The following is a 14484-nucleotide window of genomic DNA, read 5'->3' on the forward strand; positions in this document are numbered from 1 at the left end:
TCATTCCTGCTGGGCGGGCGGTTCCTCGCCAGCCTCTGCTGTTTCCATGTCACGCACTGACGGCGTGTTGGCCAGCGCGGCATTAAGCTCCGCACCGACGACAAGCCCTAGCCCGACAAGCCAGAAAAAGAAAAGGGCGATCATCACCCCGGCAAGGCTTCCGTAAGTAAGGTCATAGGCGAATACCGTGCGCAGGACCGGGGGCAGGGCGACCGTCACCAGCATCCACCAGCCCGCAACGAACAGCGCCCCGGGCCACTTGGGATATTCGGGCCCGCGATAGTCCTTGGGCGTCAGGGACACGAACAGCAGCCAGATCGACAGCAGCAGGCCAAACGCCGGGATTATGCGCGACAGCGAAAGCGCCGAGCCCAGGTCCGCCGCATCGGGAAACCAAGCGGTGATCACTTCTTGCGCGGCCGAGATATAGAATTGCGCCGATAGCGACATCATCAGCAGGATGATCGACCCGATGATGACGGCGACCGAAAGCAGGCGGTGCTTCAGGAAGCTGGCCGAAGGCTTGGTATCATAGGCGCGGTGCAAGATGTCGCGGATCGTCTCGATCAGGCTGCCCACGGTCCAAAGGCCGAAGATCGCGCCGACCCAAAGCAGCCAGCCGGTCCGTGAAGAGACCACGTCCTTGGCGACAGGCTCAACCACTTCGGCGACGACTGCGGGGACGGCCAGCAGAAGCGCATTGATCGCAGCGGTCCGGTCCTCTGCGTCTCCCAGCAAGGCGAAGACGCCTGCCGCCACGATAAAGAACGGGAACAGCGACAGGATCGCCATGTAGGCAAGGTTGCCCGCGTGGATGAAGCCGTCTTCCCATGCGCCCAGCAGGGTACACTTGATAACCTGGTACGTACGCGTCCCCGGCCCGATCTCTCGGCGGACCTTGTGGAGGTGGCGGTTGATCCGCCGTCTCATCCCGCAAGACCCGGGTTGGGTGCGAAGGAGTACTTCGGGGTCACACGCCCAGCTTGGCCCGGACGGCGCGCGTGTCGCTCCATCCCTCGAGCCGCTGCTTCAGGTCTGCGTCGTCTTCGGGAATATCGATTTCAAGCGTGACGAGCTGGTCGCCGCGCGAACCGTCCTTCCGAGTAAAGCCCTTGCCCTTGAGGCGCAGGACCTTGCCCGATGAACTGCCCGGAGCAACGGTCAGCATGACCGCGCCGCTGCTGGTCGGTACTTTCACTTTCGCGCCGTTCACAGCCTCGTCCAGCGTGACGGGCAGGTCCAGCCGCACGTCGTCGCCGTCGCGGCGGAAAAAGGCATGCGCTTTCTCAACGATAGTGACCAGCGCATCGCCTGCGCCGCCCGGACCCTGCTCTCCCTTGCCGGACAGGCGCATCTGCGTCCCGTCCTCGGCTCCGTTGGGGAGCTTCAGATCAATCGTTTTGCCATCCGACAGCGTGATGCGCTGCGGGGCCAGATTGGCGATATCGGTCAGCGTCACGGCAAGCCGGTACTGCACATTCGCGCCCTTGGGCGGAGGACGACGCGGGCCCCCACCCATTCCGCCACCAAAACCGCCACCGGGGCCGCCGCGTGCCGAACGCGATCCGCCGCCCCCGAAAATGCCTTCGAATAGGTCGGAAAGGTCGACTTCCTCTGCGCCGAAACCGCCAGCACCGCCGCCGGGATGACCGCGCCTGCCGCCGCCGAAGCCCTGTCCGCCCATGCCGAAGGGCATTTGCGGATTGCCGTCGATGTCGATCTCGCCCCGGTCGAACTGGGCGCGCTTGTCCTTATCGGACAGCAGGTCATACGCCTTCGTGACGTCGGAAAAACGCTCCGACGCCTTGGGGTTGTCCTTGTTTCTGTCGGGGTGGAGCTCTTTCGCCAGCTTGCGATATGCGGACTTGATGTCCTTCTCGCTCGCGCCGCGCTGCACACCGAGGATCGAATAGGGATCGGCCATGACCGTTAGCTAGGAAGCATTTGCGCTTTACGCAACGGAGCAGTGACGTGCATCGGCCTTTGCGCAGGCGGCAGGGCATGCCTATGTTGCAAGTGCGGGGCGGCGATCCGAGTCCGTCCGGCGCTGAATTTGTCCCAGACAGCAGGCACGGCGAGAACAGTGGAACCCGAACTCCTGGCAGAAGACGCGATCCCGACCGGCGATCCCTTCAACCTCTTTGACGAGTGGTTTGCACTCGCACGAGAGCATGAGCCGAACGATTCGAACGCCATGGCGCTCGCCACCGCGAGCCCGAGCGGCGCTCCCTCGGTCCGCATGGTTCTTTTGAAAGGCCACGGCGCGGACCTGGGCGCGGGGGGCGGTTTCGTCTTCTACACCAACCAGCACAGCCGCAAGGGCAGCGAGATCGCCGCCAATCCTCAGGCCGCGCTGCTGTTCCACTGGAAGAGCCTGCGCCGTCAGATACGTATTGAGGGGCAGCTCGAACCGGTCAGCGAGGACATGGCCAACGAATACTTCTCCAGCCGAGCCCGCGATTCGCAGCTTGGCGCACAGGCGAGCGACCAGTCCGCCCCGATGGCCGACCGGCGCGAATTCCTGTCGCGGTTCGAGGATGTCCGTCGCCGTTACGAAGGCAAGGACGTGCCGCGCCCCAGCCACTGGGGCGGCTTCCGCCTTGTGCCGCAGGCGATCGAGTTCTGGCACGACCGGCCCTTCCGCCTGCACGAACGCCGCCGCTTCACGCGCAGCGCGAACGGCTGGGCCAGCACGCTTCTCTATCCGTGAGCATTATTCGCCGATGACGTCAGGCCCTGCGACCATTGCCGTCCATGCCGAAGAGGCACGGGCGCGCCGCGCGCTGCTGACCCGCAGCGCCGCCATCGCCAGCATGAGCGTGGCCGCGCTTCTGCTCGCGCTCAAGATTTATGCCACGGCCCGGACCGGTTCGACCGCGATGCTCGGCAGTCTTGCCGATACCGCGCTCGACATCGTGGCCAGCCTCGTCACGCTGATCGGCGTGTGGGTCGCCGCCCATCCACCCGATGCGGATCACCGGTTCGGCCACGGCAAAGCCGAGGCGCTGGCCGCTCTGGTGCAGGTTGTCCTGATTTCGATATCCGCCGTTGGCATTGCCGCCCGCGCGATAGAGGTGTGGCTGGCAGGAGGCCGGATCGAACAAGCCGAGGAAGGCGTCGTCGTCTCGCTGATCGCGGTGGCCGCGACTCTGCTGCTGCTCGTTTGGCAGCGCCATGTCATCCGCAAGACTGGTTCGATCGCGATCCAGACCGATCACGTTCACTACAAGTCGGATATCTTCCTGAACTTCGCGGTCATCGCGGCGCTGCTGCTCGACCAATATGCAGGTGTCACCGGTGCCGACCCGATCTTCGCGCTGGGCATCGCGGCATGGCTGGGCTGGAACGCCTGGGAAGCGAGCCAGCATGCCATCGACAACCTGATGGACCGCGAATGGCCGGTCGAGAAACGGCAGCAGCTTCTCGACACGATCCGCGACAATCCCGACCTGCAGGGCGTGCACGATCTTCGCACGCGCACGGCGGGCAACCGCGATTTTGCGCAGTTCCACATCACAGTCGATCCCAACATGACCGTGGCCGAGGCGCACGAAGTCATGGATGCGATCGAAGCGAGCCTTCTGACGAAGTTTCCCGAGACCGAGTTCCTGATCCACACCGATCCGGAAGGGCATGTCGAGATGGATTCCGATCGCCCGGTCGACCTTCTGACCGAAGGCGTGGACGCAGACTTTCCCGAACAGACAAAGCCGGCCTGACGATGCCCGAAATTCCGTTCTGGCACATCGACGCTTTCGCGCCCGAGCCCTTCGCGGGGAATCAGGCGGCGGTCATGCTTTACGCCGACGGCTTTCCCGACGATGCGACGATGGCGCGGATCGGGAACGAGAACAATTTCGCCGAGACCGCTTTTCTTGTCCCTTACGCGGGGCCGGAAGCGGATTACGAACTGCGCTGGTTCACACCTGAATGCGAAATCCGGCTTTGCGGCCATGCCACGCTGGCTTCGGGCCACGCGATGCTGGGGCGCGACGGAACAGACGAGGTTCGCTTCCTGACGCGGCGGGCAGGGGTGCTGACGGTGAAGCGGCATGGCGATGCTTATGAAGTCGCGCTACCCGCGATCCCGACGCAGCCGGGCGAGTTTCCTGCCGCCGTTGCCGCACTTGGCGCTGCGCCCGAGGCGATTTCGCGGTCGGGTGACGGCTACAACGTTTTTCTGTTCGACAGCGAGGACACGGTCCGCAGCTTGCGACCCGATTTCTCCGCGCTTGGCGCGATGGGCGACGACCAGTTCATCTGCACCGCTCCGGGGCGCGAGACTGACGTTGTCAGCCGCGTCTTCGTGCCCGGCGCAGGTGTGAACGAGGATAGCGTGACAGGTTCTGCCCATGCGGTTCTGACCCCGTTCTGGGCGCAGCGGCTGGGCAGGGCGCAGTTCACCGCGTTTCAGGCGTCTCAGCGCGGCGGGCTGCTGACCTGCCGGCTGGACGGCGAGACCGCGTGGCTTGGCGGGCCCTGCGTCACGCTGCTCGAAGGAACGTTTCGCTACTGAATTTTTGGCCGCTACTGACCGGACGGAAAGCGCGAGACGAGGTTCGCCATCGCCTCGCGCAGCAGGTCCTGTTCCTCGCTATTCGAATTGCCCAGCCGCACGATCGTCAGTTTCTGCGACGGCGAGACCAGCGTGTACTGTCCGCCAAAGCCGAGCATGGCGAACGTGCTTTCGGGCGCGCTGCCCGGGAAAAGCACACGCTCGCGCCCCTCGGGCCTCGGCTTGTTCAGCCACAAATGCGCGCCATAGGCGGGGTCGGCGGGGCTGGACGTGCGCATGAAGCGGACCCAGCCTTGCGGCACGATGCGAACGCCGCTGGGCGATGCGCCGCCGTTTCGCAGCATCTCGCCGAACTTCGCCCAGTCGCGCGCGGTCGCGTGGATCATGCTGCCGCCGACAAGCGTGCCATGCGCGTCGAATTCGGCAACCGCGCTTTCCATCGCAAGCGGCTCGAACAGGCGTTCGTGCAAGTATCCGTCCATCGCGGCGCGGCGCGTGGTGGGCCGGTCCGAATCGGTCAGCGCGCGCGTGGCGATATCGGCAAGGATGACGCTGCTGGCCGTGGAATAGACGAATTCCTCGCCTGGCGCGGCGCTCAGCGGCTGCGTCTCGGCAAAGTGCGCCATGTCGTCGCGCCCTTCGAGCAGGAGCATCTGCGGCGTATCGGCGTCATAGGCAGGCTCGCCCGTTTCGACGTGCCGCAATCCGCTGCGCATCTGGAGCAGTTGCCGCACCGTGATCTCGCCGCGCGGATCGCCTACCCGCTGCCAGCGCGGAACTGGCGCAGGCTTGTCGAGGGCCAGCGAACCGTCCGCGATCAGCATTCCGATCACGACGCCGGTGACGGTCTTGGTCATCGACCAGCCAACATGGCGCGTCTCGGGCGTATAGCCGTCGGCATAGCGTTCGGCGACGATCTTGCCATCATGAAGGACCAGCAGCGCACGAGTTTCGCCGACGTGGTCTGCAAACACCCCGTCGATGGCGCGGGCCAGCCCTTCGCGCGATGCGCCGGTCTCGCCATCGGCCAGCGAGGCCATCGATTCCGCGCTTGGCGGAGGCAGCGGCTGGGCACCGTCCGTCGCATCGCAGGCGCAAAGCACTGGCAGGCACGCGGCGGCAAGGATAGGAAGCAGGTAACGCGTCTTCATTGCGCGCGTGATCGACCAAGTCCCCCGTTCAAAGCAAGTCGCCAGTCCGGATGCCCCCAAGCAAATCACCTCAATCCGCAAAAACGCCGGCCCGCAAACACGCCACGCGCCAACCCGCTCGCAAGGGGGGGAGAGCGGCGCTGCTGATCGCGGCAGTCGTCGCCGTGGTTCTGGCCTGGGGCTGGACGCCGTTGACCGCGCAGGCCGAAGCGGGGACGGCGTACGGCGCGCGGGTTGCCTGTTCGTGCCGCTATGTCGGCGGTCGCGAGCTGGGGGACTGCGAAAAGGACTTCCTCGACGGGATGGGCATGGTCTCGCTGTCAGAGGATGACGTCGACCGCTCGGTCACCGCCAGCGTGCCGCTGATCGCCAGCACGACCGCGACGTATCGCGAAGGCTGGGGCTGTGTGCTGGAAGCTTACGAGGACTGATCCGGCTTCCACGCTCCGGACGGCAGGTCTTCCTGCGGGATGCAACGCTCTCCGGGACCAAGTCCCTGATAGACAGGCCCGTCGGGCGCGCCATAGGGCAGGGGCGGAGGCGGCATCGGCGGGATCGACCGTTCGCAGGCGAGGCGGGTGCGGCCTTGCTTCGTGCAGGCGGCAACCTGCTCTTCCAATGCTTCGGCCATGCGGTCGCGGACCAGCCGCTGCTGCTCGGTCAGCGCCGCGCGGTTGGCGGCGGCCTGTTCTGCAGTCAGGTCGCAGACCGGCGTCCGGCCAACCCCGCTGACCTGAACGACATCGCTATTCCCGCCGCACTGGAGGCGCAGGGCCTTGAGCGCGGCTTCGTCCTCGACCGGCGGATCGATCCAGATCTCCCCCACTTCGCCGACGCGTAGCTGCTGCAGTCCAAAACGCCCGACGACCAGCCAGCCCACGCTATCGACGTAGATCCCGTTTGCCCGCGGTCCCAGCAGGACAACCGGCCCCTTCACGCTGCCTAGGCGCAGGCATCCGCGGGACAGGACTAGCTTCGTCTGCTCCGGTCCCCTCCGCCCCAGCTCCGAACTTGCGATGTCGACCGTGACCAGGTGTTCTTCCGGTCTGCCGGGGTCTGCGAAGGCGATAACGCGCACGGCATCGCCGACCTTGCCGATCAGCTTCTCGCCTCGAGCCTCGCGGGACCATGCTTCGGTCAGGCTCCACGGTCCGTCCCAGCGACCCGTACCCGCACTCTCCAACTGGGCTGTCGTGCCGTAGAGCGTGGGCGCATCCTCGATCGTGCCGAATGCGAAGAGATCGCCGAAACCGTCCGGCTCCAGCGTCACGTCATTGGGAAGTGATCCGCTGCGCTCGGGTGCCTGGAGGTGGATATTCGCCGGCAATGTGGGCTGTTCATACCGCCGGTGCCCGATCTGGAACGGGTCCAGCCATGCCAGCAGGGCGATCACCACCCACGATGCGATCAGCAGGCCGAGCCAGGTGCTCCTGCTTTTCCGGTCGGCCTCTAGCCTGAGACCTTTTCGGTATCCTCGATCCATCCGCCGCCGACGACCCTTTCCCCCGCGTAGAAAACCGCGGCCTGTCCGGGGGCGACACCGTATTCGGGATTATCGAAAACCACGCGGACAGTGGCGTTACCGCCAAGGTCGCCTTCTATCCGGCAAGGCACCGGCTTCGCAAGAGACCGAACTTTTACAGCGAGTTGCGTGTCCGGCATCGGCCCGATGCGGTTGGTCTCGACCACTTCCATTGCGGTCACGGCCAAAAGTCGCTTGGGCCCGACTATCACGGCCTGACGCTCCGCATCGATGTCGGTGACGTAGAGCGGTTCGGCCTGTCCGCCGATCTCCAGCCCGCGGCGCTGGCCGACGGTGTATTGGATGATGCCCTTGTGCGTGCCCAGTTCCTCACCCGTCTGGGCATGGACGATGGGGCCGCTAGTGCCCGCCTCGGGACGCAGCTTCTTGACCAGCGAGGCATAGTCGCCCTCGGGCACGAAGCAGATGTCCTGGCTGTCGGGCTTTGCCGCGACACCAAGGCCAAGCTCGGCTGCGATTTCGCGCACTTGCGGCTTGGGCAGGCCGCCCAGCGGAAAGCGCAGGAAATCGAGCTGCTCGTTGGTCGTGCCATAGAGGAAGTACGACTGGTCGCGCGCCGGATCGGCGGCGCGGTGCAGTTCGGGGCCGTTTTCGCCCATGACGCGCTGAACGTAGTGGCCGGTGGCAAGGCAATCTGCGCCCAGTTCGCGCGCCATGCGGAACAGGTCGGTGAACTTAACGCCCATGTTGCAGCGGATGCACGGGATCGGGGTGCGCCCGGCCATGTATTCGTCGGCAAAGCGGTCGATCACGTCTTCGCGGAACTGGCTTTCATGGTCGAAGACATAATGCGCGATGCCCAGCCGGTCGGCCACTTCACGCGCATCGCGGATGTCGTCACCGGCACAGCAGGCACCCTTGCGCTTCACTGCCTCGCCGTGATCGTAAAGCTGGAGCGTGACGCCGATGACTTCGGCCCCGCTTTTCGCCGCGAGTGCCGCGACGACTGAACTGTCCACCCCGCCCGACATGGCGACCACGATCCGGCGCGCGGAAAGCGGCTGCTCGAGCTGGAAAAGCCCGGCAAGGTCGGTCGCCGAAGGGGCGGCGGGGGGATTGGTCACGGTCTGTCCGGTCATGTCGCGGCTGCCCCTACACGTTTCCGGCACGGGGCAAAAGGCGTGGTCGAGGGTGGGGGAGCTGGCTGGAAAGATTAAGCATTATCCCTAATGACTTATGAAGCCCGCGTTTAGGCTTTCTTGACCAAGCCGGGTGCATGGTCACCGACATGTTCGAGAATCTTCCCAATCTGCCAATGGACGGGGCAACGGAAGATAACCGCGGGACGACCCGGCGGATCGACTGGCATGCCCTGCTCTCCAGACTGCAAGCGGAACGCGATTTGCGCGCCTCTCTGGAGGACGGCCTCGACCGCCGCGGGCTTGCGACACTCATCACCGAAGGCAGCTTCGATCCCCATGCGGCAGAGATGCTGTTCGCGCTTGCCGCGGGGGCAGGCGTGCCCGGCGACACGCCGGAGCGGCGGTTCCTGCCCGAGGATCTGGCCGCGCTTTCACAACAGGTAGCGGGCGCGCCATCGCGTTTACGCAATCCTAAGTCTTCCGATTGTAAGAATCCGTCACAAACGGCGGAACACGTGGCCAGCGATGGCTTCGACTTCGAGGTCTCCCCCAAGGCCTCGCCGTCGTCTGAAGGGAACGTTTGAGGACGTAGATGATCGAGAACCAGGACATCAAACCTGCGATGGTAATCGGCCCGCTTGGCGAGCCTCTGACGCTGGACGACTTGCCGCCCGCGTCGACCAAGCGCTGGGTCGTTCGCCGCAAGGCGGAAGTGGTCGCGGCCGTGAATGGCGGACTGCTGACCATCGATGACGCGTGCAAGCGTTACGACCTGACTCTCGAGGAATTCGCGTCCTGGCAGCGTGCTGTCGAACGGTCCGGCATGAAGGGCCTGCGCGTCACGCGGATCCAGCACTATCGCGACCTCTACGAACGGCAGATGAAGTACTGACGCAACGGTACTTGGGTCGCGAAACGCGTTAACCAATCCACCGCAGGAACCGGTTCTGATCGAAGGCGTTTTCCTCTCATTCGGAGAAGAGGAGGACGCTTTGGATTGGATTCTCGCAATTATCGTGGGCGGTATCGCCGGCTGGCTCGCCAGCATGGTCATGAACCGCGATGCCTCGATGGGCATTTTCTGGAACATCGTCGTCGGCGTGATCGGTGCCGTGATCGGCAAGTTCGTGCTGGGCCTGCTCGGCATTGCCGGCGGTGCGACCTGGCTGCTGTGGTTCATCAGCGCGCTTGTCGGTGCAGTGATCCTGCTCGGCATCGTGAACATGGTGCAGCGCGGACGCGTTCGCTGACTGATACTATCGTCCGGGCGAGTTGTGCGCCCGGGCCTTAGACTGTAACATATGAAAATAAATCCGGCCTGCCGTTTCGGCGGGCCGGTTCTCGTGTATCAGCCTCCTGTATGGCCGCGTGGCGACCATGACTCTTGCTCAAGGTGAGTTATACGAGTAATACAGCGTCGTTCACAGCGAACCGACGATGATGGAGAGCGCCGTCCGGCCAGGCCTATGAAGTACGATTCCATGTCCAATAGCGGCCCGGTTGAGCCTGCTGTGATCGATCCCTACGCAGAATCGATCGATGACGCGCCTGCACGTGAACGGCGTCGCAAGCAGATCGTGATCGCGGCGATTATCGTCGGGGCCTTGATCGCCATCATCGCCCTGTTTTACGCGATGAGCGGCGCGGACGAGGCGGCGCTGACATCCGATGATGGTGAGCAGATCCCCGCCGTCACGGTGATCGTGCCGGGCAGCAACACCGTACTCAGCGAAATCAACGCCAGCGGCACACTGGCCGCGCGCCGCCCGATGCCTGTCGGCGTCGTTGGCGAAGGCGGCCAGATAACCGACATTCGCGTCGACGAGGGCGACTGGGTTCGTGCAGGCCAGGTCCTCGCCGTGATCGAGCGGTCCGTCCAGAGCCAGCAGGTGCAGGCACAGGCCGCGCAAGTCGAAGTGGCGCGTGCCGACGCACAACTGGCGCAAAGCAATCTCGACCGCGCGCTCCAGCTCGTAGACCGCGGCTTTATCTCCAAGGCCGATGTCGACCGGCTGACCGCGACCCGCGATGCCGCAAGGGCACGTGTGCGCGTTGCCGAAGCCCAGCTTGGCGAACTGCGCGCGCGCAATGCCCGGCTCAACATCGTGGCTCCGGCTGGCGGCTTCGTACTGGAACGCAACGTCGAACAGGCTCAGGTCGTCGGTGGCGGTTCAGGTCCGCTGTTCCTGATTGCGCGAGGCGGTGAGATGGAACTGGCCGCGCTTGTCGGCGAAAGCGACCTTTCCCGCCTTTCCGTCGGTTCGACGGCGGAAGTGAAGCCCGTCGGTTCGGACAAGACTTTCACTGGCCAGATCTGGCAGCTTTCGCCCACGATCGACGAAGGGTCCCGGCAGGGCGAGGCGCGCATCGCTCTTGATTATGACCGCGCTCTGCGTCCGGGTGGCTTTGCCACGGCGTCGATCGGCACGGGCGGCGTCGATGCACCGCTGTTGCCGGAATCGGCGATCCAGAACGACGACCAGGGCTCGTTCGTCTTTGTCGTCGACAAGGACGACAAGGTTCAGCGTCGTAACATCAAGACGGGACTGGTTACCGATTCCGGTATCACCATCGTCGAAGGGCTGACCGGGGACGAGAAGGTGGTCCTTCGCGCAGGCGGCTTCCTGTTCGAAGGCGACAAGGTGAAGCCTAGCCTTTCCAAGCCCGGGTCGTAAGGGGCCGGACCCATGAACTTCCGCAACCTGTCCGCGTGGTCGATCCGCAACCCGATCGTCCCGATCGTCATGTTCACGGCGCTTTTGTTCGCCGGCATGTTCTCGTTCGCGCGCATGGACGTGAACAACAACCCGGATATCGATTTTCCGGGCGTGAACGTGCGCATCTCGCAGCCCGGCGCCGCGCCGAGCGAGATCAACACCCAGATCACCCAAAAGGTCGAGGCGGCGGTTCGTTCGATCAACGGTGTCGATGAAATCCAGTCGACCGCGAGCGAGGGGTCGAGCAGTACGTTCGTTCAGTTCGAACTGGGCATCGACCCGAACGAGGCGACGAACGAGGTTCGCAACACGATCGATCAGATCCGAAGCGATTTGCCCGACGGCATTCTTGAACCGCAGGTTTCGAAAGTCGACATCGCGGGCGGCCCGATCGCTTATTTCGCGATCTATGCCGACGACATGACGATGGAGCAGCTGAGCTGGTTCGTCGACGATACGGTTGCGAAACGCCTGCTCGCGATCGAAGGCATGGCCTCGGTCAGCCGTAATGGCGGCGTCGACCGCGAAATCCGCGTCGTGCTGGATCCTGCCAAGATGATGTCGCTTGGCGTTACCGCGTCGCAGGTCAACGCCGTGCTGCGGCAGGTCAATCTCGATGCTGCTGGTGGCCGCGCCGAAATCGCAGGTGCGCGCCAGTCAGTCCGCGTGCTTGGCAATGCCGACGATGCCTATCGGCTTGGTGAAACCCGCATCAACCTGTCGGGCGGGCGTATCATCCGCCTGAAGGATGTTGCGACCGTTTCTGACGGCTATTCGGAACAGACCCGCGTCGCGAAGCTGCGCGGCCGCCAGATCGTGACGTTCAGCCTCGAACGCGCAAAGGGCGCGTCGGAAGTTTCCGTCTATGACGCCGCAGTCGCCGAGCTTGAGAAGATCAAGCAAGAGAACCCGGGAATTCACCTCAACCGGCTCTTCACCTCGGTCACTTACACGAAGGACCAGTACAAGAGCTCGATCGAGGCCCTTGTCGAAGGTGCGCTGCTGGCGATCATCGTCGTCTTCTTCTTCCTTCGCGACTGGCGCGCGACGATCATCAGCGCGATCGCGATCCCGCTATCGGCGATCCCGACGTTCTTCTTCATGGACCTGATGGGGTTTTCGCTGAACATGCTGTCGCTCCTGGCGCTCAGCCTTGTTGCGGGCGTTTTGGTCGATGACGCGATCGTGGAGATCGAAAATATCGTGCGCCATATGCGCATGGGCAAATCGGCCTATCAGGCGTCGATCGACGCTGCCGACGAAATCGGCCTAGCTGTCGTTGCGACCACGATGTGCATCGTGGCCGTATTCCTTCCGGTCGGCCTTATGCCGGGTATCACGGGGCAGTTCTTCAAGAACTTCGGCCTGACGGTCGTTGCCGCCGTGCTGACCAGTCTTGCCGTGGCGCGCATGATCACTCCGATGATCGCCGCCTATTTCCTGCGTGCGAAGGGTCATGCGGAACATGGTGGGGGCAAGATGATGGACACTTACATGCGTGTCCTTCCCTTCATGTTGGACGAAAGCAAGGCAGAGGCGCGCAAGGCTCAGCCGTCGCGGGCTGTCGAAATGTTCGTCCCGGCCTTCCTACTGGCGGCGTTCGTCTTTGCGATCGGTGCATCTTTCGGAATCGCCACGGGTGATTTTGGCGACACGTGGGGTGCATGGCTGGCAGGTGTCGGCGGCGTGCTTCTCACGACCGCGGCTGTTGCGGGCATTGCCGGCGCTGCTCTTTTCGGCATCAGTTTCCTGATCGCGATGCTCGTTCGCATGACACGCGGCGGCGCAGGCCCGATGGCGCGTCTGCGCGGGTTCGGTCACCGTGCCTATGCACGCCTGTTCGATCACCGCTTCTGGGCTTTTGTCGGCGGCATCGGCGCGCTGGTGCTGACCGCGATCCTGCTCGTCACCCTGCCGCAGCAGTTCCAGCCCGAAACGGACCAGGACACCAGCCGCATCCGCATCGAAATGACGCCCGGCACCACGCTTGAACAGACGGTGGCGGTTGCCGACATCATCTCGGACAAGCTTTACGAACAGCCCGAGGTCGAGCGTGCGCTGATGTCGATCTACGAGGGTAGCGGCAATCTTTACATCGCGCTCAAGGACGACCGCGACACGACGAGCATCGAGTTCGAAGATCGCCTGACGCCCTGGCTGCAGGAAATCCCCGACGCGCGTGTCAGCTTTGCGTCGCAATCGGGTGGTTTCGGTTCGGGCCGCGATATCACGGTCATGCTGTCTGGTTCGGATTCGGATCAGCTGGAGGCGGTGGCCAACCAGATCGTCGACGAAATGCGCGGTCTGAGCTCGATCGTCGCACCGCGGATCGAGGCTGACCTGCAGCGGCCGGAACTGATCATCACGCCGCGGCCTGACCTTGCCGCGCAGCTTGGTGTGACGACCGCCTCGCTCAGCCAGGCGATCCGCATCGCCACGATTGGTGAGATCGATCAAAACGCGGCCAAGTTCTCGCTTTCCGATCGCCAGATTCCGATCCGCGTCATTCTCGCCAAGGAATCGCGTCAGGACATCTCTACGATCGAGAACCTGCCGATCCCGACCGCCAATGGTGGTTCGGTGCCGCTGGGCCGTGTTGCCGATGTCAGTTTCGGCGCCGGACCGACCCAGATCCAGCGCTTCAACTTGTCGCGCCGCGTCCTGATCGGTGCGGACATGGCTGATGGCCAGGTCAAGGGCAACGTGATGGCGGAAATCGACAAGCTGCCCACGATGCAGAACCTGCCGACGGGGGTCTCGACTCCGCCGGTCGGCGATGACGAGTGGCAGCAGGAAATGATCCAGAGCTTCATCGCTGCGGTCATCACCGGCATCTTCCTGGTCTTCGCGGTGCTGGTCCTGCTTTACAAGCGCATCATCTCGCCGCTCGTGAACATGACTTCTATCCTGCTTGCCCCCTTGGGCGGCCTCTTGCTGCTCTGGTTCATGGGCCTATTCGACAAGAACCTCGGTATCATCTCGATGCCGGTCTACATCGGCTTGTTGATGTTGCTGGGCATCGTCGCCAAGAACTCGATCCTGCTTATCGACTTTGCGATCGAGGAAATGGAAGCCGGCGTCGACAAGAAGGAAGCGATTGTCGATGCAGGCCACAAGCGTGCGCAGCCGATCGTGATGACGACGGTCGCCATGGCCGCAGGTATGGTTCCGACGGCCCTTTCGCTTAGCGGTGACAGCGCTTTCCGTGCACCGATGGGTACGGTCGTGATCGGCGGCCTGATCCTGTCGACGATCCTGACGCTCGTCATCGTGCCGGCTGGCTTCTCGCTGGCGGACGGCTTCGAAAAGCGCGTTGGTCCCAAGCTTCGCCAGTGGTTCCTCACTTACCGTCCGGGTGACGAGCACGGACTGCGCGACGATGCGGTTGGCGGGGATCGGCCCGCGCCTGCCGAATGATGCGGAAGATGCGCCCGGTTTGAGCGGTAGCGAAGACCTCGCGCTCGCGTCGGGCGCC

The 14484-nt window shown here is 63.9% G+C and carries 14 protein-coding genes; 9 read left to right on the plus strand and 5 right to left on the minus strand.

What is annotated here, in order from left to right; translation table 11 throughout:
- A complete protein-coding gene (locus tag KIH45_RS08915; RefSeq protein ID WP_213175647.1) occupies window positions 1-930 on the minus strand; it encodes a YihY/virulence factor BrkB family protein in 930 nt (309 codons plus the stop codon).
- A 40-nt stretch (window positions 931-970) separates the two neighbouring features.
- Window positions 971-1924 (minus strand): DnaJ C-terminal domain-containing protein, encoded by a 954-nt coding sequence (locus tag KIH45_RS08920; RefSeq protein ID WP_213175648.1) that lies wholly within the window; start codon window positions 1922-1924, stop codon window positions 971-973.
- Window positions 1925-2083: 159 nt separating this feature from the next.
- Here KIH45_RS08920 and pdxH point away from each other — a divergent pair, with 159 nt between their 5' ends.
- The 3 genes from pdxH to KIH45_RS08935 are packed head-to-tail and all read left to right on the plus strand — an operon-like array spanning window position 2084 to window position 4516.
- On the plus strand, window positions 2084-2710 hold the full coding sequence (gene pdxH / locus KIH45_RS08925) for a pyridoxamine 5'-phosphate oxidase (protein WP_213175649.1): 627 nt from the start codon (window positions 2084-2086) through the stop codon (window positions 2708-2710).
- A 13-nt stretch (window positions 2711-2723) separates the two neighbouring features.
- Complete coding sequence (locus KIH45_RS08930; protein WP_213175650.1) at window positions 2724-3719, plus strand: cation diffusion facilitator family transporter; 996 nt, start codon at window positions 2724-2726, stop codon at window positions 3717-3719.
- 2 nt (window positions 3720-3721) lie between these two features.
- On the plus strand, window positions 3722-4516 hold the full coding sequence (locus tag KIH45_RS08935) for a PhzF family phenazine biosynthesis protein (protein WP_213175651.1): 795 nt from the start codon (window positions 3722-3724) through the stop codon (window positions 4514-4516).
- An 11-nt stretch (window positions 4517-4527) separates the two neighbouring features.
- On the opposite strand, the gene KIH45_RS08940 is transcribed toward KIH45_RS08935, so the two are convergent.
- The gene (locus KIH45_RS08940; protein WP_213175652.1) at window positions 4528-5667 is read right to left on the minus strand and encodes a serine hydrolase domain-containing protein; all 1140 of its coding nucleotides are present in this window, start codon (window positions 5665-5667) and stop codon (window positions 4528-4530) included.
- A gap of 164 nt (window positions 5668-5831) precedes the next feature.
- On the opposite strand from KIH45_RS08940, the gene KIH45_RS08945 reads away from it, so the two are divergent.
- Entirely contained in the window at window positions 5832-6098 is a 267-nt protein-coding gene (locus KIH45_RS08945) for a hypothetical protein (protein ID WP_337925439.1), read from the plus strand.
- On the opposite strand, the gene KIH45_RS08950 is transcribed toward KIH45_RS08945, so the two are convergent.
- Together KIH45_RS08950 and mnmA are read right to left on the minus strand one after the other, a co-directional pair.
- Window positions 6086-7150, minus strand: coding sequence for a hypothetical protein (locus KIH45_RS08950; RefSeq protein ID WP_213175653.1), 1065 nt, complete (start codon window positions 7148-7150; stop codon window positions 6086-6088). The genes KIH45_RS08945 and KIH45_RS08950 overlap by 13 nt on opposite strands.
- Window positions 7117-8289 (minus strand): tRNA 2-thiouridine(34) synthase MnmA, encoded by a 1173-nt coding sequence (mnmA, locus tag KIH45_RS08955; RefSeq protein ID WP_213175654.1) that lies wholly within the window; start codon window positions 8287-8289, stop codon window positions 7117-7119. Before mnmA ends, KIH45_RS08950 begins: the two co-directional genes overlap by 34 nt.
- A gap of 137 nt (window positions 8290-8426) precedes the next feature.
- On the opposite strand from mnmA, the gene KIH45_RS08960 reads away from it, so the two are divergent.
- The 5 genes from KIH45_RS08960 to KIH45_RS08980 all read left to right on the plus strand — a co-directional run bounded on the left by KIH45_RS08960 (window position 8427) and on the right by KIH45_RS08980 (window position 14426).
- On the plus strand, window positions 8427-8876 hold the full coding sequence (locus KIH45_RS08960) for a hypothetical protein (protein WP_213175655.1): 450 nt from the start codon (window positions 8427-8429) through the stop codon (window positions 8874-8876).
- Between the two features lie 8 nt (window positions 8877-8884).
- Entirely contained in the window at window positions 8885-9184 is a 300-nt protein-coding gene (gene sciP / locus KIH45_RS08965) for a CtrA inhibitor SciP (RefSeq protein ID WP_066764440.1), read from the plus strand.
- Between the two features lie 100 nt (window positions 9185-9284).
- Window positions 9285-9542, plus strand: coding sequence for a GlsB/YeaQ/YmgE family stress response membrane protein (locus KIH45_RS08970; RefSeq protein ID WP_213175656.1), 258 nt, complete (start codon window positions 9285-9287; stop codon window positions 9540-9542).
- Window positions 9543-9758: 216 nt separating this feature from the next.
- On the plus strand, window positions 9759-10967 hold the full coding sequence (locus KIH45_RS08975; protein ID WP_420481929.1) for an efflux RND transporter periplasmic adaptor subunit: 1209 nt from the start codon (window positions 9759-9761) through the stop codon (window positions 10965-10967).
- Between the two features lie 12 nt (window positions 10968-10979).
- Complete coding sequence (locus KIH45_RS08980; RefSeq protein WP_213175658.1) at window positions 10980-14426, plus strand: efflux RND transporter permease subunit; 3447 nt, start codon at window positions 10980-10982, stop codon at window positions 14424-14426.
- Window positions 14427-14484 lie beyond the last annotated feature (58 nt).

This window comes from Croceicoccus gelatinilyticus (genome assembly GCF_018398395.1).
Taxonomy (GTDB): Bacteria; Pseudomonadota; Alphaproteobacteria; order Sphingomonadales; family Sphingomonadaceae; genus Croceicoccus; species Croceicoccus gelatinilyticus.